Here is an 18454-nt window from a genome sequence, read left to right on the forward strand (position 1 = left end):
GATGTCAACTCGACACGCTTTTCGTCGAGTTGACATCCCTTCCTGGCTGTGGCCCGCTCTTGGCTCGGCTCGTGACGAAGCCACCCCACCAACGCGCCCCTCAAAGCAACGCGCCTCCGCCCAAAGCAACAGGCGTGCCATCTACCTACGTGTGGCGTAGACCCCGGCTTTTGATCAGATTGGCGGGGTCTGGGGCGGAGCCCCAGGAATCAGCCGCCACATCCCCCTCGCAAGGCGACCCACCTACGGACAACAAACCGGCAGCCGCCAACGCAACAGGGGGACGAACCACCCAACCAGCGCGCCCCCGTACCCTGGACCAACAACCAAAGCCCCACCGAGAGGACCAGCGGTGCAACCCGGTCAGTTCGACATGCAGGCCCTGCTCCAGCAGGCCCAGAACATGCAGCAGCAGATGGCAGAAGCCCAGCAGCAGCTGGCCGAAACGCAGGTCACCGGCAACGCGGGCAACGGCCTCGTCACCGCGACGGTCACCGGTGGCGGCGAGCTCGTCAGCCTCACCATCGACCCCAAGATCGTGGACCCGGAGGACGTCGAGACCCTCCAGGACCTGGTGATCACGGCGATCAAGAACGCCAACGCCAGCGCCCAGGCACTCGTGGAGCAGAAGCTCGGCCCGCTCGCCCAGGGCGGCCTCGGCGGATTGCTCGGCTAAGAGATGTACGAGGGGCCGGTACAGGACCTGATCGACGAACTGGGCAGGCTCCCGGGCGTCGGCCCGAAGAGCGCGCAGCGCATCGCCTTCCACCTCCTCGCCACGGAACCCGCTGACATCGAGCGGCTTCAGCAGGCGTTGCAGAAGGTCAAGGAGGGCGTGGTCTTCTGCGACGTCTGCGGCAACGTGTCGGCGGAGACGCGGTGCCGGATCTGCCGCGACCCGAAGCGGGACCTGGCGCTGGTCTGCGTGGTCGAGGAACCCAAGGACGTCCAGGCGATCGAGCGCACCAGGGAGTTCAGGGGCCGCTACCACGTCCTCGGTGGCGCGCTCGATCCACTCAGTGGTGTCGGGCCGGACCAGCTCCGAATCCGGCAGCTGCTCAACCGGATCGGCACGGCGACCGACGGTGTCGACATCTCCGAGGTCATCATCGCCACGGACCCGAACACCGAGGGCGAGGCCACGGCCACGTACCTGGTGCGGATGCTCAGGGACTTCCCGGGGCTCTCCGTCACGCGGCTCGCGAGCGGGCTGCCGATGGGTGGCGACCTGGAGTTCGCGGACGAGCTGACGCTGGGGCGTGCGCTATCTGGTCGCCGGAGCATGTAGCAACGGCCCCACCGCGACTGGGCGGGACTCGCCTGGTCGCGGTGGACGGTCCGTCCGGCGCGGGCAAATCGACGTTCGCCCGAAAACTCGCCAACGAACTGAACGCCCAGCTGATCAGCACCGACCACTTCGCCACCTGGGACGACCCCACGACGAAGTGGTGGCCGCGGCTGCAGCAGGCGCTCAACGAAATAGAACACGGCCGAGAAGGCCGCTACCGGAAAACCGATTGGTCCCAAGGGTTTCCGTGCATCGGAGAAGGCGACGAGGTCGTCATCGCTCCACAAGGGACGATCATCCTGGAAGGCTTCTCCAGCGCCAGGAAGGCGAACACCCGCCTGAGCCTCGCGATCTTCGTGGACCACGGCACCGAACAACAGCGGCTGGAACGCGCGGTAAATCGCGACGGCGAACACCAACGCGAACACTTCATCCGTTGGCAGCAATACGAAAGAGGCTGGTTCGCGGTCGACGAGACCAAGACCAGAGCTGACTACGTTGTCACGTCAAGCAACTGAGCCTGGACGACCGAAGCCTCAGGCGTCCCGATCGCGCTGAACACCTCGAGCGACGAAGACCAGTGCGACCGGGCGGAATCCGAGTCACCCAACACAAAAGACGCGTCGCCAGCGAGCTGCAGCGCACGGCCGAACACCCAGCGGTGCCCGGAGTCCGAGCCGACCGAAGCGGCTCGCAACGCGCATTCCAACGCACCGGCGGCGTCCGAGGTGTCGAGGTGGGTGCGCCCGATCACGAGCAGCACCTCCATCTCGGCCAGGCGGAACTGGGATCGGCCCGCCTCGACCAACGCGGCCGTGGCGGTGGAGAGCGCTTCCTCGTAACGGCCGACCGCGCGGTACGACGAGGCCAGGCCACGCCGCGCCGAGCAGATGCCCCACGAGTAACCGGTCTCCACGCCGATGGCCAGCGCGGCCGAGAACTGCTGCAACGCCTCCTCATACCGACCGCCGCCCTCCAGGGCGCGGCCGAGCAGGTTCTGCGCGTCGCAGACGCTCTTGACGTTCTCCAGGTCCTGCGCGATCTGCATGGCGGCCGAGGCCTCGACGGCGGCTTCCTCGTAGCGGCCGCGCATGATCAGCGTGATGGCCATGCCCTCGTGCATGGTGTGGCCGAAGTTGCGGGCCGCCGCACGCTCGTAGAGCTCACGTGCGCGCACGAAGTAGTCCTCGCCGAGATCCGGCTTTCCGCGCCACGCCTGCACCTCGCCGAGCGCGCGCATCGAGTTCGCCTGCAGGATCCACGAGTCGAGGCGCTTGCCGTCCTCCAGCGCCTCCTCGAACGTCGACGCGGCCCGGTCGAGCTGGCCGAGCTGCATGTAGACGCCGCCGAGGTTGAACAGGGCGTTCGCGAGCACCTGGGGCGCGCGCACCCGGCGGGCGATCACCAGGGCGCGTTCGAGGTGGTCCGCGGCGTGTTCGAGTTCGCCGAGGTCGATGTAGACGCTGCCCGCGTTGGACAGCACGGCGGCCTCGGCCTGGGGCAGGTCGATGTGCTCCTGCAGGGCGATGGCCTGCTGGTAGTAGCCCAGGGCGTTGCGGTGCTGCCCGGTCACCCAGTACAGCGTGCCCAGCGACGACAGCATCGCGAGCTGGCCGAGTTCGTCCCGCGGCGCACGAGCGCCCAACAGGCCGGCCCGAGCGGTCTCACGCCACTCGGCGGTCAGGCTCTGCGTGTAGAAGTAGCCGCGCAGCGCGTCCGCCAGCTGCCACGGCGAGTTCTCCGGGTCGCGTTCGACGGCGTGCGCGACCAGCGCGACGAGATTGGTGCGCTCGACGTCCAGCCAGGTCAGGGCTTCGGTGGAGGTGCTGAACGTCCGCGGCACCACGCTGTCCACCGGGGCGGGGCGCGGGAAGCGGAACAGCGTCGACTTCATCGCGGACGTGGCGTTGTCGACCGAGCGCACCGCCCAGTCCAGCAGCCGCCGCAACGACAGACGCGAGTCCGCGCGGCCCTCCTCGAACGCCAGGCGCTCGGCCGCGTAGTCGCGCAGCAGGTCGTGGAACTGGTAGCGGGACGGCGCGTGGTTCGAGATCAGGTTCGCGGTGGCCAGGCGGTCGAGCCGGCGCCGAGCGTCCTGGGTGGTCAGCCCGCTCAACGCAGCCGCCATCTCCGGCGTGAAGTCCGTGCCGGGCACCAGGGACAGCAACCGGAACATCTGCGCGAGCTCGGGCTTCAACGCCGTGTAGGAGAGGTCGAACGCCGCGTGCACCGCGACCCGTTCGTCGCCCTCGACGGCCAGTGCGGCGAGCCGATTGCCGGCCCGCAGCTCCTCCACGTAGTCCGCGATGGACAGCTCCGGACGTGACACGAGGTTCGCGGCCGCGATACGCAAAGCCAATGGCAGGTGCGCGCACAGGGCCGCCAGTTCCAGTGCCGCGTCCTCTTGGGACGCGACCTCGTCCGCGCCCAGGATGCCTGCGAGGAGTGACTTCGTCTCGTGCCAGTCGAGCACGTCGAGCCGCACGTTCGACGCCGCGTGCGAGACGGCCAGGCCGCGCAACGTGTCCCGCGACGTCACCAGCACCGCACACCCCGGCGAGCCCGGCAGCAGCGGACGGATCTGCTCGGCGGAAGAAGCGTTGTCCAGCAGCAGCAGAACGCGCTGACCGGTCAACGTGGACCGGAACATCGCCTCCTGCTCGTCCTGGTCCAGCGGCACCTGATCAGGCTCGGTGCCCAGCGCCCTCAAAAAACGCGGCAGCACGTCCACCGCGCTCAACGGCGGTCCGGGGGCGTATCCACGCAGGTTGACGTACAGCTGGCCGTCCGGGAAGTCGGCGCGCATCCGGTGCGCCGCGTGCACGGCCAACGCCGTCTTGCCCACGCCCGGCGGCCCGGCCAGTGTGACGACCGGCACACCCTGCGCGGTCCGCAGCAACGCCACGATCAGCGACACGGCCTCGTCCCGGCCGACGAAGTCGGGGATGTCCGCGGGGAGCTGCGACGGCACGACCCGTTCCGGCTTCGCGGCGACCACCGGCGTGCCGGACGGAACCCGGGCCACCGCGCCGATCGACCCGGACAGCACCTGGCCGTGCACGCGCCGCAGCTCGTCGCCGGGATCGATGCCCAGCTCGTCGCCCAGCAACCGCGACACGCGCTGGTAGGCGGCCAGGGCCTCGCTCTGCCGGCCGGAGCGGTACAGGGCCACCATCAGCTGCGCCCAGAACCGCTCGCGCAGCGGGTGTTCGCTGGTCAGCCGGGACAGCTCCGCGACCAGCTCGCCGTGCCGGCCCAGTTCGAGATCGACCTCGACCCGGCGTTCCAGCACGTGCAGGCGGCGTTCGTCGAGCCGCGGCACCTCGTCGCGGTGCAGGATCTTCGACGGCACGTCGACCAGGGCCGGACCTCGCCAGAGCCCGAGGGCGGCGGCGAACGCGGCCGAGGCGGCCTGCAGGTTCCCGGCGGCGCGCTCCTGCTCACCCTGTTCGATCAGGGGTTCGAAGCGCATCAGGTCGATCGTCTTCTCGTCGACGTCGATCAGGTACCCGTCGGGCACGGTCCTGATCGGCACGGACGGTCCGAGCAGCTGTCTGAGACGCATCACATATGTCTGAAGAGTCGCGCGTGCACGTGCGGGTGGATCTTCACCCCAGACGTTTCCGGCGAGTTCGTCCACGGAGACCGAGGTGCCTGCGCGCAGCAACAGCGACACCAGCAACGCACGCTGCCTACCCGCTCTGACCAGCAGAGGTTCGGTGTCGAGGAGGACCTGGAGGGGGCCGAGCACGCGGAACTCGACCAGCTTGCTCATGCGACCTCCTCCGCGTGTCGTTGTTGTTTCTACAGCCTAGGAGAGCGTCTGACGCATCTGCAGTGCTCACGTTGGGTCAGCGGCCGTGCGCCGGACGTATCAGAATGCCTGGTCTAGTGGCCGGATCGTGACCTGAGATGCCCCGGAGGGGGTATGTACAACGGTTATGGTCGGCGACCACACCGTGAGATGTGCGGATTGTCCAAGGGGTGTTTGATGGTCCACTCAGTAACGGCTCGCCGCCGTTGGGTTGCCGTGATCGGCTTTCTCAGCGTCAGTGCGCTGGCCCTGTCCGGTTGCGCGCAATCCCAGCGCGACTCAGGCGGCGGCGGCAAGGAAGGCGGGACGCTGACTTTCGGCGCCGCCGGTGCGCCGAAGCTCTTCGACCCGTTCTACGCGACCGACGGTGAGACCTTCCGGGTCTCCCGCCAGATGTTCGAGGGTCTGGTCGGCTTCAAGCCGGGTACCGCCGAGGTCGAGCCCGCGCTGGCAGAGAAGTACGAGCCGAGCGCAGATGGCAAGACGTGGACCTTCACCCTCAAGGAGGGCGTGAAGTTCCACGACGGTACGGACTTCAACGCCGAGGCCGTGTGCTTCAACTTCAACCGCTGGTACAACCAGAAGGGCGCCGGCACGTCTGACGCCGTCTCCCAGTACTGGCTGGACAACTTCGGCGGTTTCGCGAGCACGCCGGACAAGCCCTCGCTGTTCAAGGCCTGCACGGCCAAGGACGCCAAGACCGCAGTGGTTGAGCTGAACGAGGTCACCTCGCAGTTCCCGTCGGTCCTCGGCTTCACGTCGTTCTCCATCTCCAGCCCCGACGCGCTGAAGAAGTACGACGCGGACAACGTCCAGGCCGCCGGTGACGCGTTCACCTTCCCGGCCTACGCGAACGAGCACCCGACCGGTACGGGCCCGTTCAAGTTCGGCAAGTACGACAAGGCCAACAACACCGTGGAACTGGTGAAGAACGACACCTACCACGGCACCAAGGCCAAGCTGGACAAGATCGTCTTCAAGATCATCCCGGACGAGACCGCCCGCAAGCAGGCGCTCAAGGCCGGCGACATCGACGGCTACGACCTGCCGAACGCGGCGGACTGGGCCGGTCTGAAGACCGACGGCTTCAACGTCGCGATCCGTCCGGCGTTCAACGTGTTCTACCTGGGCATCAACCAGAAGAACAACCCGAAGCTCGCCGACCTGAAGGTCCGTCAGGCCCTGCAGTTCGCGATCAACCGCGAGCAGCTGGTCAAGTCGCAGCTGCCCGAGGGCGCCAAGGTCGCGACGCAGTTCATGCCGGACACCGTCAACGGCTACAACAAGGACCTCAAGGCCGTCGGCTACGACCCCGCCAAGGCGAAGTCGCTGCTGGCCGAGGCCGGTGCCTCCGACCTCACGCTGAAGTTCTACTGGCCGTCCGAGGTCACGCGTCCGTACATGCCGTCCCCGAAGGACCTGTTCGGCGCGATCTCCGGTGACCTGCAGGCCGCCGGCATCAAGATCGACGTGGTCACCAAGCCGTGGAACGGTGGCTACCTGACCGACGTCGACGGCGGTATCCCGGACCTGTTCCTCCTGGGCTGGACCGGCGACAACGGCACCGCGCACAACTGGGTCGGCACGTTCTTCGGCCGCACCGACAACCGCTTCAACACCGGTGTGTCGCCCTGGGGCGCCACCCTCGCGGCGGACCTGGCCAAGGCCAACTCCGAGCCGAACGAGGCCAACCGCACGAAGCTGTACGAAGAGATCAACAAGAAGATCATGGAGGAGGACCTCCCCGCGATCCCGATCTCGCACTCCCCGCCCGCTCTGGTGTTGAAGTCGGACATCAAGGGTCTCGTTCCCAGCCCGTTGACCGACGAGAAGTTCGGCCCAGTCTCCAAGGGCTGAGCCGGCTAGCTCCCACCACAAGAGAACAACGGGGTAGCTCAAGTGCTCCGCTACACCATTCGACGGCTGATTCAGCTGGTCGGCGTGGTGCTGGTGCTCTCGCTGCTGCTCTTCGCGTGGTTGCGCGTACTCCCAGGAGGGCCGGTCTCGGCCCTCCTGGGAGATCGTTCTACCCCGGAGAAGGCGGCAGAGCTCACCAAGCAGCTCGGCCTCGATCAGCCCATCGTCTTGCAGTACTTCAAATTCCTCGGTCGCGCGGCGACCGGTGACTTCGGCGTCTCCACCGGTGTTCAGCCCGGTGACTCGGCGCTCGACATCTTCATCCAGAGATTTCCCGCGACGCTCGAACTGAGCTTCTTCGCGATCGTCATCGCGATCGCGGTCGGCGTTCCGCTCGGCTACATGGCCGCGAAGCGCCGCGGCGGCTGGTTCGACAACTTCAGCGTCGTCGGTTCGCTCATCGGTGTCGCCGTTCCGGTGTTCTTCCTGGCCTACGTGCTCAAGGGCGTCGCATCGTCCTCGCTCGGGCTGCCGTCCAGCGGTCGTCAGGACGCCATCGACGCCACGCGCGTCACCGGCTTCTTCACCCTCGACGGCATCATCACCGGCGAGTGGGACGCGACGTTCAACGCGCTGGAACACCTGATCCTGCCGGCGATCGCGCTGGCGACGATTCCGTTCGCGGTGATCTTCCGGATCACCCGCGCGGCCGTCCTCGACGTGCTCGACGAGGACTTCGTGCGCACGGCCGAGTCCAAGGGCCTCACCGCACCGGTGATCCGCCGCCGGCACGTGCTGCGCAACGCGATGCTCCCGGTCGTCACGACGATCGGCCTGCAGACCGGTGCGTTGCTCTCCGGCGCCGTGCTCACCGAGAAGGTGTTCTCGTTCCCCGGTGTCGGCGAGGCGCTCGCCATCGGGTTCGAGCGGCGTGACTATCCGGTGCTGCTGTTGTTGATCATCATGGCCACGAGCGTCTACGTCGTGGTCAACCTGCTGGTCGACCTCTCGTACGCGCTCATCGACCCGCGCATCAGGACGAGGTGAGACCGGTGGCACTTGGAGTGACCAAGAAGGACAAGATCGACGGCCTCGCCGAGACCGCGGGTGTCTCGCTCGCGGCCAGCGCGTGGAAGCGGCTCAAGCGCAGCCCGGTGTTCCTGATCGGCGCGACGATCATCGGCATCTTCGTCGCTGTCTCGATCCTGTCGCCGTGGCTCGCGCCGCACGACCCGGCCACCCCCATGCTGATCGACCAGGTCATCAAGGCGCGCAACGAGATCCCTCCCGCGCAGCCGGGCCACCCGCTCGGTGGCGACCTGCAGGGCCGCGACTTCCTGTCGCGCCTGCTGATCGGCTCCCAGCAGACGTTGATCGTCGGCATCGGCGCGACGATCATCGGCCTGTCCGGCGGCCTGATCCTGGGCACGCTCGCGGGCGCGATCGGCGGCTGGGTCGACTCGCTCGTCATGCGCGTCGTCGACGTCATGCTCTCGCTGCCGTCGCTGCTGCTGGCGTTCTCGATCGCGGCGATGTTCGCGCGGCCGAGCCAGTTCACCGTGATCCTCGCGGTGGCGATCGTGCAGATCCCCGTGTTCGCCCGGTTGCTCAGAGGCTCGATGCTGGCGCAACGGCACAGCGACCACGTGCTGGCGGCGACCGCCCTGGGCGTGAAGAAGGGCGCGATCGTGTTCCGGCACATGCTGCCGAACTCGCTCGGCCCGGTGATCGTCCAGTCCACCCTGGTGCTCGCCACGGCGATCATCGAGGCGGCCGCGCTGTCGTTCCTCGGCCTCGGCAACCCGGACGACCGGACGCCGGAGTGGGGCCAGATGCTCGGTGACGTGCAGAAGGTGTTCGACACCCATCCGCACCTCGCCGCGTGGCCCGCGATCTGCATCATCATCGTCGCGCTCGGGTTCACGCTCATGGGCGAGACCCTGCGTGAAGCCCTCGACCCGAAGAACAGGCGGTGAGTCGTCGTGGCACTGCTCGAAGTACGTGACCTCTCCGTCGTGTTCCAGCGCAAGGGCGAAGAGCCGTTCCGCGCGGTCGACGGCGTCAGTTTCGACGTGGAGCCCGGCCAGACGGTCGGGCTCGTCGGCGAGTCGGGCTGCGGCAAGTCCGTGACATCGTTGGCGATCATGGGTCTGCTGCCCAAGCGCGGCGCCCAGGTCTCCGGCAGCGTGACCTACGACGGCACGGACCTGCTGAAGCTGTCCGACAAGCAGATGCGCGACAAGCGCGGCAGCGAGCTCGGCATGGTCTTCCAGGACCCGCTGTCCTCGCTCAACCCCGTCGTCCCGATCGGCATCCAGGTCACCGAGGTGCTCGAACGGCACCGCGGCATGCCTCGCAAGGAAGCCATGATCGAGGCGAAGAACCTGCTCGACAAGGTCGGCATCCCGGACCCGAACCGGCGGCTCAAGGAATACCCGCACCAGCTCTCCGGCGGTATGCGGCAGCGCGCTCTCATCGCGATCGCGCTCGCGTGCCGGCCGAAGCTGCTGATCGCGGACGAGCCGACGACGGCGCTGGACGTGACCATCCAGGCCCAGATCCTGTCGCTGATGAAGGAACTGGTGCAGGACCTCGGCACCGCGCTCGTGATGATCACCCACGACCTGGGTGTCGTCGCCGGCCTGTGCGACGAGGTGAACGTGCTGTACGGCGGCAAGGTGGTCGAGAAGGCCATGCGGCACAAGCTCTTCGCCGAGCCGCGCCACCCGTACACGCACGGCCTGCTGGCCTCGATCCCGCGCCTCGACGCCGCTCGGCACTCGAAGCTGACGCCGATCAAGGGCTCCGTCGCGGACAACATCCCGTGGGCTAGTGCCTGCGCGTTCGCACCTCGGTGCCCGAACGCGCTGGACATCTGCCGCACGGAGACGCCCGCGGAAGAAGACCAGCTGGGTCGCCTGCTCCGCTGTCACAACCCGGTGGTGCCGGGAACTCCCGCCACCGAGGAGGTGCCGGTATGAGCGAGACCCTGGTTTCCGTGCAGGACATGAAGGTGCACTTCCCGATCAAGCGGGGCGTGTTCATGGACCGCACCGTCGGCTACGTCTACGCGGTCGACGGCGTCGACCTCGAGATCAAGCGCGGCGAGACGTACGGCCTCGTCGGCGAGTCGGGTTGCGGCAAGTCCACCCTCGGGCGGGCGATGCTGCGGCTCAACGAGCCGACCGCGGGCAAGATGATTTTCGACGGGCAGGACTTCTCCGAGCTCAAGGGCGAGGACCTGCGCAAGATGCGCCGCCGGATCCAGATGGTGTTCCAGGACCCGCTGTCCTCTTTGGACCCGCGGCAGTCGGTGGAGTCCATCCTGATCGAGGGCCTGCGGGCGCACGGCCTGGACAAGGGCAAGGAGTCGACCAACAAGCGGCTCCGCGAGCTGCTCACGGCCGTCGGCCTGCCGACCACGGCGCTGCGCAAGTACCCGCACGAGTTCTCCGGCGGTCAGCGGCAGCGCATCGGCATCGCGCGGGCGCTGGCACTGGAGCCGGACCTGATCGTCGCCGACGAGCCGGTGTCCGCGCTGGACGTGTCGGTGCAGGCGCAGGTCGTGAACCTCATGGAGGAGCTCCAGGAGCAGTTCGGCCTGACCTACCTGGTGATCGCGCACGACCTCGCCGTCGTGAAGCACATCTCCGACCGCGTGGGCGTGATGTACCTCGGCGGCCTGGTCGAGGAGGCCTCCTCGGAGGACCTCTACGCCGAGCCGCTGCACCCGTACACGCGGGCGCTGCTGTCGGCGATCCCGGTGCCCGACCCCGTGGTCGAGGACCGGCGTGAGCGGATCCTGCTCGCGGGCGACCTCCCGTCGCCGGCGAACCCGCCCAGCGGTTGCCGGTTCCACACCCGGTGCCCGTGGCGGCAGGCGACGAAGTGCGACACCGAACGTCCCGTGCTGCGTGAGCTCAAGCCGGGTCACAAGGTGGCGTGCCACTACGCCGAGCAGATCCGGTCCGGCGAGATCCAGGCGCACGAGGTGAAGCCGATCCTGGTGGAGGAGGACGACGGCCTGTCGCCCGACGTCCCGCTCGTGGGACCGGCTTCGGTGACCGAAGCGCTGAACCCGTAGTACTCGTTCTCCGGCCGGGGCCACCTCACTTCGAGGTGGCCCCGTTCGTTTCTCCAGGGCCGTCCGCTGTCCTCGGTGGATGGACAGTCGTGGCTCGATCCTTCTTCGCGCGGCCGAGATCGCGTCGGTCGACGGCCTTGAGGGCGTCACGATCGGGCGGCTCGCGGTCGAGCTCGGCATGAGCAAGAGCGGGGTCTTCTCGCACTTCGGCGCCAAGGAAGAACTGCAGATCTGCACCGTGCACACGGCGGCGGAGATCTTCGCGCACGAGGTCGTGATGCCGGGAGGTGGGCTGCTGGACCTCGCCGACCGCTGGCTCGACTACTCGAAGCGCCGCGTGTTCCCCGGAGGCTGCTTCTTCGTGGTGACCCGCTCGGAGTTCGCCGCCCGCCCCGGCCGCGTGCGCGACGCGTTGATGCTCTTCAACCTGCGCTGGATCTCACTGCTGGAACGGCTGTGCGGCGACGCCCAGATGGCGTTCGAGGTGGACGCCCTGCTGGCGGCCGCGGACCGGTTCGCGGTGCTCTACGACGACGCTTCGGCGTACGAGAGAGTGCGGCTGGCGTTGCGCGCACGGATCGCCATGCCGACCGGGATGGAGATGAGCGTGGCCACGGCGAACGACAACAGCATCGCGAGCCACGCCTCGTCGACGAGCTGACCGCCGATGTACCCGACGGTGGCGGGGTAGAGGCTCCACAGCGCCGACCCGAGCGCCGCGACCGGCACGAACCGGCGCAGCGGCCACCGCAGCGCACCCGTCAGCAGCGCCCCGACGATGCCGCCCGCGGGCAGGAACCGCGCCGCGATGAGGATCGTCTCGCCCTTGGTCGCGAGCTGGTCGGCCGTCCACACGACCATGGCCCGCGCCTTGGTGTTCTTGTTGACCTTGTCGAGGGCCCGCATCCCCATCCGGCGCCCTGCGGTAAAGTTGATCAAGTCGCTGACCAGGCAACCGGCCGCGGCGACGAGAACCACCAGGTACAGCGGCACCTCACCGGACGCGGCCAGGACACCGGCGCCGATGAGCACGGCCTCCGTCGGTGCCAACGGCACGACGGCGACCAGGAACAGCACTACGAGGCTGGCTGCGGTGCTCATGATCGGTGAACGTACGTGACCCAGGTGAACAATCCCGACCTGGGTGTTTCTTCAGCGTGCCCACAGGAACCACACACGGCTCCGCCGAACGGCCCCGCCCGTTGCCCGAAAGGGCATGACTGGGCGTGACGCGCGTCGTTCGCGCGGATGACTCGCGGTGCCGCCTGCCAGGTGTGATGCAGGTCATGCGCCCTCTGGTGTCCCCGTCCGGGGTTGGTGCCTGGCTTCTGCCGTTGGCCTGCGCGTTCGGCCGCCGTTAACGTCCGAACTCAATTGGAAAGCTTGTTTACCAATCCTTCGAACCGCCGCCCTTCGCCCAGGAGGAACGAAGTGATCAAAAAGCACACCAGAGCTGGTGTCGCCATAGCCCTGTTCGCGCTGGTGGTCCCTCAGATCGCAGCCTCAGGCACGGCTAACGCGGCTGATTCCCTGCTTTCCGCCAACAAGCCCACCACCATCTCGTCGGCAGAGGCCGAGACCTTCGGCGGCGCCAACGCCGTCGACGGGAACTCGACCACCCGATGGGCGAGTCTCGAAGGCGTCGACCCCCAGTGGATCGCCGTCGACCTCGGCGCCACGGCCACCATCTCCAAGGTCAAGCTCAACTGGGAGGCCGCGTACGCCTCCGAGTACAAGATCCAGACCTCGGCCGACGGCTCGACGTGGAGCACCAAGAAGACCCTCACCGGTCAGAACGGTGGCATCGACGAGACGAGCCTGACCGCATCGGGCCGCTACGTGCGGATCTACGGCACCAAGCGCGGCACCGCTTACGGCTACTCGCTCTTCGAACTGGAGGTCTGGGGCAGTTCCGGCGGTGGTGACACCTCGGCGCCGACCGCGCCGTCCGGGCTCGCGAGCACCGGCACCACGTCGAGCTCGGTCAGCCTGCAGTGGACGGCCGCGTCCGACAACATCGGCGTGACGAGCTACGACGTCCTGCGCAACGGCAGCGTCGTCGGCACGCCGACCGGCACCACGTTCACCGACAGCGGGCTGGCGTCCGGCACCGCGTTCACCTACACCGTCAAGGCCCGTGACGCGGCCGGCAACCTCGGTCCGGCGAGCAACTCGGTGCAGGCGACCACGCTGCCGGCGGCGCCCGGCGACACCATCACGGTCGTCGCCGCCGGTGACATCGCGTCGCTGACGAACACCGAGCACTACGAGACGGCGAAGCTGATCGACCAGATCAAGCCGAACCACGTCCTCACGGTCGGCGACAACCAGTACGACAGCGGCACGATCGCCGAGTTCAAGGCGCACTACGACAAGTCGTGGGGCAAGTTCAAGAACATCACCCACCCCGCGACCGGCAACCACGAGTGGGAGGACAACCTCAACGGCTACAAGTCGTACTTCGGCACCCAGGCCTTCCCGAACGGGAAGCCGTACTACAGCTGGGAAGCCGGTGACTTCCACTTCGTGTCGTTCGACTCGCAGAAGCTCTACGACACCGGTGCCGACTCCACGCAGCTCAACTGGCTGAAGGCCGACCTGGCCGCGAACACCAAGGCGTGCGTCGTCGGCTACTGGCACCACCCGCGGTTCAACTCGGGCGAGTACGGCGACAAGTCCGTGATGGCCCCGGTGTGGAACGCGTTCGCGGACGCCAAGGCCGACCTGGTGCTCAACGGCCACGACCACCACTACGAGCGGCTGAAGCCGCTGAACAAGAGCGGTGCGGTCGACGAGGCCAACGGTCTGCGCGCCGCGATCGTCGGCATCGGCGGTGACTACCTGTACGACAACGTCAAGCCGCGCGCGGGTGTCGAGAAGTGGTTCGCGGACTCGCACGGCGTCGTGAAGTTCACCCTGTCCGGTCGCTCCTACTCGTGGGAGGTCATCGACACGGCGGGCAAGGTGCGCGACAAGGCCGGTCCCTACAACTGCCGCTAGTCGTCTGACCGTTGATCGGAGGCCGTCGTGTACATCGCAACCGCAAGACAAGCTCCGGCTTCTGGTGGCACCGGCAGGATCGCGGGCAACGTGCTCGCGCTGGGCGCGGTGTCCCTGCTCACGGACGTCTCGTCCGAGATGGTCACCGCCATCCTGCCGCTGTACCTGGTGCTGGGGCTGGGGTTCTCCCCGCTGCAGTTCGGTGTGCTCGACGGCATCTACACCGGTGTGACGGCACTGGTTCGCGTTGTCGGTGGTCACGCTGCGGACCGCTGGCAACGGCGCAAGTTCGTGGCCGGTCTCGGGTACGGGATCTCGGCGCTGGGCAAGCTCGGCCTGCTCGCCGCCGGGACCTCGGCCACCGCGATGGGGCTCGTGCTGGCCGGGGACCGGACCGGCAAGGGCTTGCGCACCGCGCCGAGGGACGCGCTGATCACGTTGAGCAGCGAGCCTTCGGCGTTGGGACGTGCCTTCGGTGTCCATCGAGCAATGGACACCGTGGGCGCGTTCCTCGGCCCACTGCTGGCGTTCTGTCTCTTGTGGACGCTTCCGGCTCGTTACGACGTGGTGTTCGTGGTGAGCTTCTGCTTTGCGGCACTGGGCTTTCTGGTGCTGGTGCTGTTCGTGCGCGATCACCGGGACGTGCTGCCACGCGTCGCGGTGTCGCTGCGGTCGGCGTTCGGATTGTTGCGGTCCAGGCCGTTCCGGCGGGTCTGCCTGGTCGCGTGCGGGCTCGGGTTCCTGACGCTCGGCGACGGGTTCATCTATCTGTTGCTGCAGAAGAAGCTCGACGTCGAGCTCGCCTACATCGCGTTGCTGCCCCTCGGCACGGCCGGCGTGTACCTGCTCGCCGCCGTGCCGCTGGGCTCACTGGCCGATCGCGTGGGCCGGTGGCGGATCTTCCTGGTCGGGCATCTCGCGCTGCTCGGCGCGTACGTGCTGCTGGCAGGTGTTTCCGGGATTTCCCTGCTCATCGGTGTTCTGGTGCTGCACGGCCTGTTCTACGCGTGCACGGACGGCGTGCTGATGGCCGTCGCCGGACCGATGATCCCCGACGAGCTGCGCACGTCCGGTCTGGCCCTGCTCCAGACCGGGCAGGTGCTGGCCCGTGCCACCTCTTCCGTGCTGTTCGGTGCTCTTTGGACGTGGTTCGCTTGGTGAGGATCCTGATCGTCGTACTTGCCGTGATCGCGCTGGGCGCGGGCGCCACCGCCTACGCCCTGCGCGCTCCGGACGCTGTTTCCGTCGCCGTGGAGCAGGGGCCGGTCGAGTTGTCCTCCGGACGGCTGCTGTTCGTGGACGACGTGAGCGGCAAGGTGGCTTCGGTGCCGCTGGCCGATCCAACCGGTCCGCGCAGGCTCAGTTCGTTGTCCTGCAAGCGTTTCTACACGGCGGCCGGGCAGGGGCTGTGCCTCGCGGACGCTTCCGGCCCGTTGCCGGGCGCGACCGCGGTGTTCGTCGATCGCGGGCTGGCCGAACGTCGCCGCGTGGAGGTGGACGGCGTCCCGAACCGCGCCAAGCTGTCGGCGGACGGGCGGATGGCGTCGTGGACGACGTTCGTCACCGGCGACTCGTACTCGCAGGCCGGCACGTTCTCGACGCGCACGGCGATCCTCGACACCGAGACCGACGTCTACTCCAGCAACATCGAGGGCATCCGGATCGCCGGCGTGAAGACGGTCAACGACATGAACTTCTGGGGCGTGACCTTCAGTTCCGACGACCGCACCTACTACGCGACGATGAGCAGCGGCGGGAAGACGCACCTGATCCAGGGCGACGCTGCCGACGAGTCGGCGAAGACGTTGCGGGAGAACGTGGAATGCCCGTCGCTCTCGCCGGACGGCAAGCGGGTGGCGTTCAAGAAGCGCGTGCCCGGCGACGGCGCACGCCCGTGGCGGCAGCACGTGCTGGACCTGACCACGATGGTGGAGACACCGCTGGCCGAGACCCGTGGGATCGACGACCAGGTCGTGTGGCTCGACAACGACACCATCGCCTACGGCCTGCCGGGTGAGGGCATCTGGGCCGTGCAGGCGAACGGGGAGGGCGCGCCGCGGCAACTGGTGCCGCACGCGTCCTCCCCGTCCCTCGCTATCGGTTAGCGCGGTTGATCGCCGACACGATCGCGCGGAACGACGCGGCGACCGTGGAGCTGTCGATGCCCACGCCCCACAGCACGCGGTCGCCCACCGCGCACTCGACGTAGGCGGCGGCGCGGGCGTCGTCACCGGCGGACAGCGCGTGCTCGGCGTAGTCCAGCACCCGCACGTCGTAGCCCACCGAGGCGAGCGCGTCGACGAAGGCCGCGATCGGACCGTTGCCCGAGCCGGTGATCTCCTGCTCGTCGCCGTCGATCAGCAGCGTCGCGGTGATCTCCTCGCGGCCGCTGCCGTCCGAGGAAGCCTTGTGCTTCAGCAGGTACAGCGGCACCCGGCCGTGCAGGTACTCGTCCGCGAAGGCGTCCCACATCTCCTTCGGGTTGATCTCGCCGCCCTGCGTGTCGGTGACCTCCTGGATCACCCTCGAGAACTCGATCTGCAGGCGCCGCGGCAGGTCCAGGTGGTGCTCCTGCTTCATCAGGTACGCCACGCCGCCCTTGCCGGACTGCGAGTTGACCCGGATGACGGCCTCGTAGTTGCGGCCGACGTCCTTCGGGTCGATCGGCAGGTACGGGACCTCCCACAGGAAGTCGTCGACGTGCTGACCGGCCTCCTTGGCGTCGGCCTCCAGGGCCTCGAAGCCCTTCTTGATCGCGTCCTGGTGGGAACCGGAGAACGCGGTGAAGACCAGGTCGCCGCCGTACGGGTGGCGCTCGGGCACCGGCAGCTGGTTGCAGTACTCGACGGTGCGCCGGACCTCGTCGATGTCGGAGAAGTCGATCTGCGGGTCGATGCCCTGGCTGAACATGTTCATGGCCAGCGTGACCAGGCAGACGTTGCCGGTGCGCTCGCCGTTGCCGAACAGGCAGCCCTCGATGCGGTCCGCCCCGGCCAGGTAGCCCAGCTCGGCGGCCGCGACACCGGTGCCGCGGTCGTTGTGCGGGTGCAGGCTCAGGATGATCGCCTCGCGGTTGTCGAGGTTCCTGCTCATCCACTCGATGCTGTCCGCGTAGACGTTCGGCGTGGCCATCTCGACGGTCGCCGGCAGGTTGATGATCAGCGGCTTCTCCGGCGTGGGCTGGATGACCGCGCTGACCGCGTTGCAGACCTCCAGGGCGTACGACAGCTCCGTGCCCGTGTAGGACTCGGGGGAGTACTCGTAGCGGAAGTCGGTCTCCGGGTAGTCCTGCTCCTGCTGCTTGGCGAACTTCGCGGCGTCGGTGGCGATCTTCTTGATGCCGTCGCGGTCCGAGCGGAAGACCACCCGGCGCTGCAGGATCGACGTCGAGTTGTAGAAGTGGACGATCGCCTTGTTCGCGCCCCGCAGCGACTCGAAGGTCCGCGCGATCAGCTCTTCGCGGCACTGGGTCAGCACCTGGATCGTCACGTCGTCCGGCACCGCGCCGTCCTCGATGATCTCCCGGACGAAGTCGAAGTCCGTCTGCGACGCCGCGGGGAAGCCGACCTCGATCTCCTTGAAGCCCATGCGGACCAGCAGGTCGAACATCTTGCGCTTGCGCGCGGGCGACATCGGGTCGATCAGGGCCTGGTTGCCGTCCCGCAGGTCCACCGCGCACCACAGCGGGGCCTTCTCGATCTTCTTCGTCGGCCAGGTGCGGTCCGGTACGTCGATGACCTCGACCAGCTCGCTGAACGGGCGGTAGCGGTGGAACGGCATGCTGCTGCCCAGTTGGCGGTTCCAGGACTGTTGCGTGTCCGGCGCCGGGCGGGAGGGCTTGCGGATCCGGCTCGTGCCCGACGTGTAGGCGTCAGCCGACTCGAACGCGGTGGTGGTGAAGGCCTCGTCTGAGGTCATGGTCTTTGTGCTCCTGCGGGTCGTTTACGGGAACGACCGGCGGCAACGCTGAGGCCCGCGACGGGGGGCCGGTCTGATCAGACCCCGTCACGGCAGCGAAGCAGGAGGGAACGCCACACGTCGGACAGAGTAGTCACAGATCGGGGCGGGATGGAACTCAGGGACCGGATCGTGGGACGGCCGCGGTGTCGCGGGCGCGCCGGTTGGGTGATTCGTCCCCCTGTTGCGTTGGCGGCTGCCTGTTTCGAGTCCGTAGGTGGTCGCCTTGCGTGCGTGTGTGGCGGCTGATTCCTGGGGCTCCGCCCCAGACCCCGCCAATCTGATCAAAAGCCGGGGTCCACGCCATACGCGGGTAGATGGCACGCCTGTTGCTTTGGGCGGAGGCGCGTTGCGTAGAGGGTGGCGTCGGTGGGGTGGCTTCGTCACGAGTCGAGCCAAGAGCGGGCCACACATGAGTAGGGGTGTCAACTCGACGAAAAGCGTGTCGAGTTGA

Annotated in this window: 13 protein-coding genes and 2 pseudogenes; 12 read left to right on the forward strand and 3 right to left on the reverse strand. The window is 67.8% G+C overall.

Annotation, left to right across the window (positions count from 1 at the left end; translation table 11 throughout):
• The first annotated feature begins 373 nt into the window (after positions 1-373).
• The 3 genes from ACH413_RS47945 to ACH413_RS47955 are packed head-to-tail and all read left to right on the forward strand — an operon-like array spanning position 374 to position 1806.
• On the forward strand, positions 374-676 hold the full coding sequence (locus ACH413_RS47945) for a YbaB/EbfC family nucleoid-associated protein (protein WP_360045980.1): 303 nt from the start codon (positions 374-376) through the stop codon (positions 674-676).
• 3 nt (positions 677-679) lie between these two features.
• A complete protein-coding gene (recR, locus tag ACH413_RS47950; RefSeq protein ID WP_330271580.1) occupies positions 680-1288 on the forward strand; it encodes a recombination mediator RecR in 609 nt (202 codons plus the stop codon).
• 41 nt (positions 1289-1329) lie between these two features.
• Positions 1330-1806 (forward strand): AAA family ATPase, encoded by a 477-nt coding sequence (locus ACH413_RS47955; RefSeq protein WP_360045969.1) that lies wholly within the window; start codon positions 1330-1332, stop codon positions 1804-1806.
• On the opposite strand, the gene ACH413_RS47960 is transcribed toward ACH413_RS47955, so the two are convergent.
• A complete protein-coding gene (locus ACH413_RS47960; protein ID WP_360045967.1) occupies positions 1782-5063 on the reverse strand; it encodes a BTAD domain-containing putative transcriptional regulator in 3282 nt (1093 codons plus the stop codon). The genes ACH413_RS47955 and ACH413_RS47960 overlap by 25 nt on opposite strands.
• 216 nt (positions 5064-5279) lie before the next feature.
• On the opposite strand from ACH413_RS47960, the gene ACH413_RS47965 reads away from it, so the two are divergent.
• The 6 genes from ACH413_RS47965 (at position 5280) to ACH413_RS47990 (ending at position 11704) form a co-directional block, all read left to right on the forward strand.
• Positions 5280-6959: an ABC transporter substrate-binding protein gene (locus tag ACH413_RS47965; RefSeq protein WP_360045965.1), complete on the forward strand. Its 1680-nt coding sequence runs from the start codon at positions 5280-5282 to the stop codon at positions 6957-6959.
• A gap of 42 nt (positions 6960-7001) precedes the next feature.
• Complete coding sequence (locus ACH413_RS47970) at positions 7002-8006, forward strand: ABC transporter permease (protein ID WP_360045963.1); 1005 nt, start codon at positions 7002-7004, stop codon at positions 8004-8006.
• Between the two features lie 5 nt (positions 8007-8011).
• The gene (locus ACH413_RS47975) at positions 8012-8935 is read left to right on the forward strand and encodes an ABC transporter permease (protein WP_360045961.1); all 924 of its coding nucleotides are present in this window, start codon (positions 8012-8014) and stop codon (positions 8933-8935) included.
• Between the two features lie 6 nt (positions 8936-8941).
• The gene (locus ACH413_RS47980) at positions 8942-9940 is read left to right on the forward strand and encodes an ABC transporter ATP-binding protein (RefSeq protein WP_360045959.1); all 999 of its coding nucleotides are present in this window, start codon (positions 8942-8944) and stop codon (positions 9938-9940) included.
• Positions 9937-11043 (forward strand): oligopeptide/dipeptide ABC transporter ATP-binding protein, encoded by a 1107-nt coding sequence (locus ACH413_RS47985; RefSeq protein ID WP_360045957.1) that lies wholly within the window; start codon positions 9937-9939, stop codon positions 11041-11043. The genes ACH413_RS47980 and ACH413_RS47985 overlap by 4 nt, the downstream gene beginning before the upstream one ends.
• Positions 11044-11122: 79 nt before the next feature.
• The gene (locus ACH413_RS47990) at positions 11123-11704 is read left to right on the forward strand and encodes a helix-turn-helix domain-containing protein (RefSeq protein ID WP_360045955.1); all 582 of its coding nucleotides are present in this window, start codon (positions 11123-11125) and stop codon (positions 11702-11704) included.
• Between the two features lie 20 nt (positions 11705-11724).
• On the opposite strand, the pseudogene ACH413_RS47995 reads toward ACH413_RS47990, so the two are convergent.
• A pseudogene (locus tag ACH413_RS47995) lies at positions 11725-12144 on the reverse strand (DedA family protein); the annotation flags it as partial.
• Positions 12145-12474: 330 nt separating this feature from the next.
• Here ACH413_RS47995 and ACH413_RS48000 point away from each other — a divergent pair.
• The 3 genes and pseudogenes from ACH413_RS48000 to ACH413_RS48010 all read left to right on the forward strand — a co-directional run bounded on the left by ACH413_RS48000 (position 12475) and on the right by ACH413_RS48010 (position 16148).
• Entirely contained in the window at positions 12475-14043 is a 1569-nt protein-coding gene (locus ACH413_RS48000; RefSeq protein ID WP_360045953.1) for a discoidin domain-containing protein, read from the forward strand.
• Positions 14044-14070: 27 nt separating this feature from the next.
• A pseudogene (locus ACH413_RS48005) lies at positions 14071-15189 on the forward strand (MFS transporter); the annotation flags it as partial.
• 11 nt (positions 15190-15200) lie between these two features.
• A complete protein-coding gene (locus ACH413_RS48010; protein ID WP_360045949.1) occupies positions 15201-16148 on the forward strand; it encodes a hypothetical protein in 948 nt (315 codons plus the stop codon).
• Here the strand turns inward: ACH413_RS48010 and leuA are convergent.
• Complete coding sequence (leuA, locus tag ACH413_RS48015; RefSeq protein WP_360045947.1) at positions 16138-17961, reverse strand: 2-isopropylmalate synthase; 1824 nt, start codon at positions 17959-17961, stop codon at positions 16138-16140. The genes ACH413_RS48010 and leuA overlap by 11 nt on opposite strands.
• Positions 17962-18454 lie beyond the last annotated feature (493 nt).

This window comes from Lentzea sp. NPDC020367 (assembly GCF_044387305.1).
Taxonomy (GTDB): Bacteria; Actinomycetota; Actinomycetes; order Mycobacteriales; family Pseudonocardiaceae; genus Lentzea.

What these genes read in the sequence shown, in the direction of transcription:
- ACH413_RS47945 (WP_360045980.1), top strand. Translation starts at nt 374, where the DNA reads ATGCAGGCCCTGCTCCAGCAGGCCCAGAACATGCAGCAGCAGATGGCA.
- recR (WP_330271580.1), top strand. Translation starts at nt 680, where the DNA reads ATGTACGAGGGGCCGGTACAGGACCTGATCGACGAACTGGGCAGGCTC.
- ACH413_RS47960 (WP_360045967.1), bottom strand. Translation starts at nt 5,063, where the DNA reads ATGAGCAAGCTGGTCGAGTTCCGCGTGCTCGGCCCCCTCCAGGTCCTC.
- ACH413_RS47965 (WP_360045965.1), top strand. Translation starts at nt 5,280, where the DNA reads ATGGTCCACTCAGTAACGGCTCGCCGCCGTTGGGTTGCCGTGATCGGC.
- ACH413_RS47985 (WP_360045957.1), top strand. Translation starts at nt 9,937, where the DNA reads ATGAGCGAGACCCTGGTTTCCGTGCAGGACATGAAGGTGCACTTCCCG.
- ACH413_RS47990 (WP_360045955.1), top strand. Translation starts at nt 11,123, where the DNA reads ATGGACAGTCGTGGCTCGATCCTTCTTCGCGCGGCCGAGATCGCGTCG.
- leuA (WP_360045947.1), bottom strand. Translation starts at nt 17,961, where the DNA reads ATGACCTCAGACGAGGCCTTCACCACCACCGCGTTCGAGTCGGCTGAC.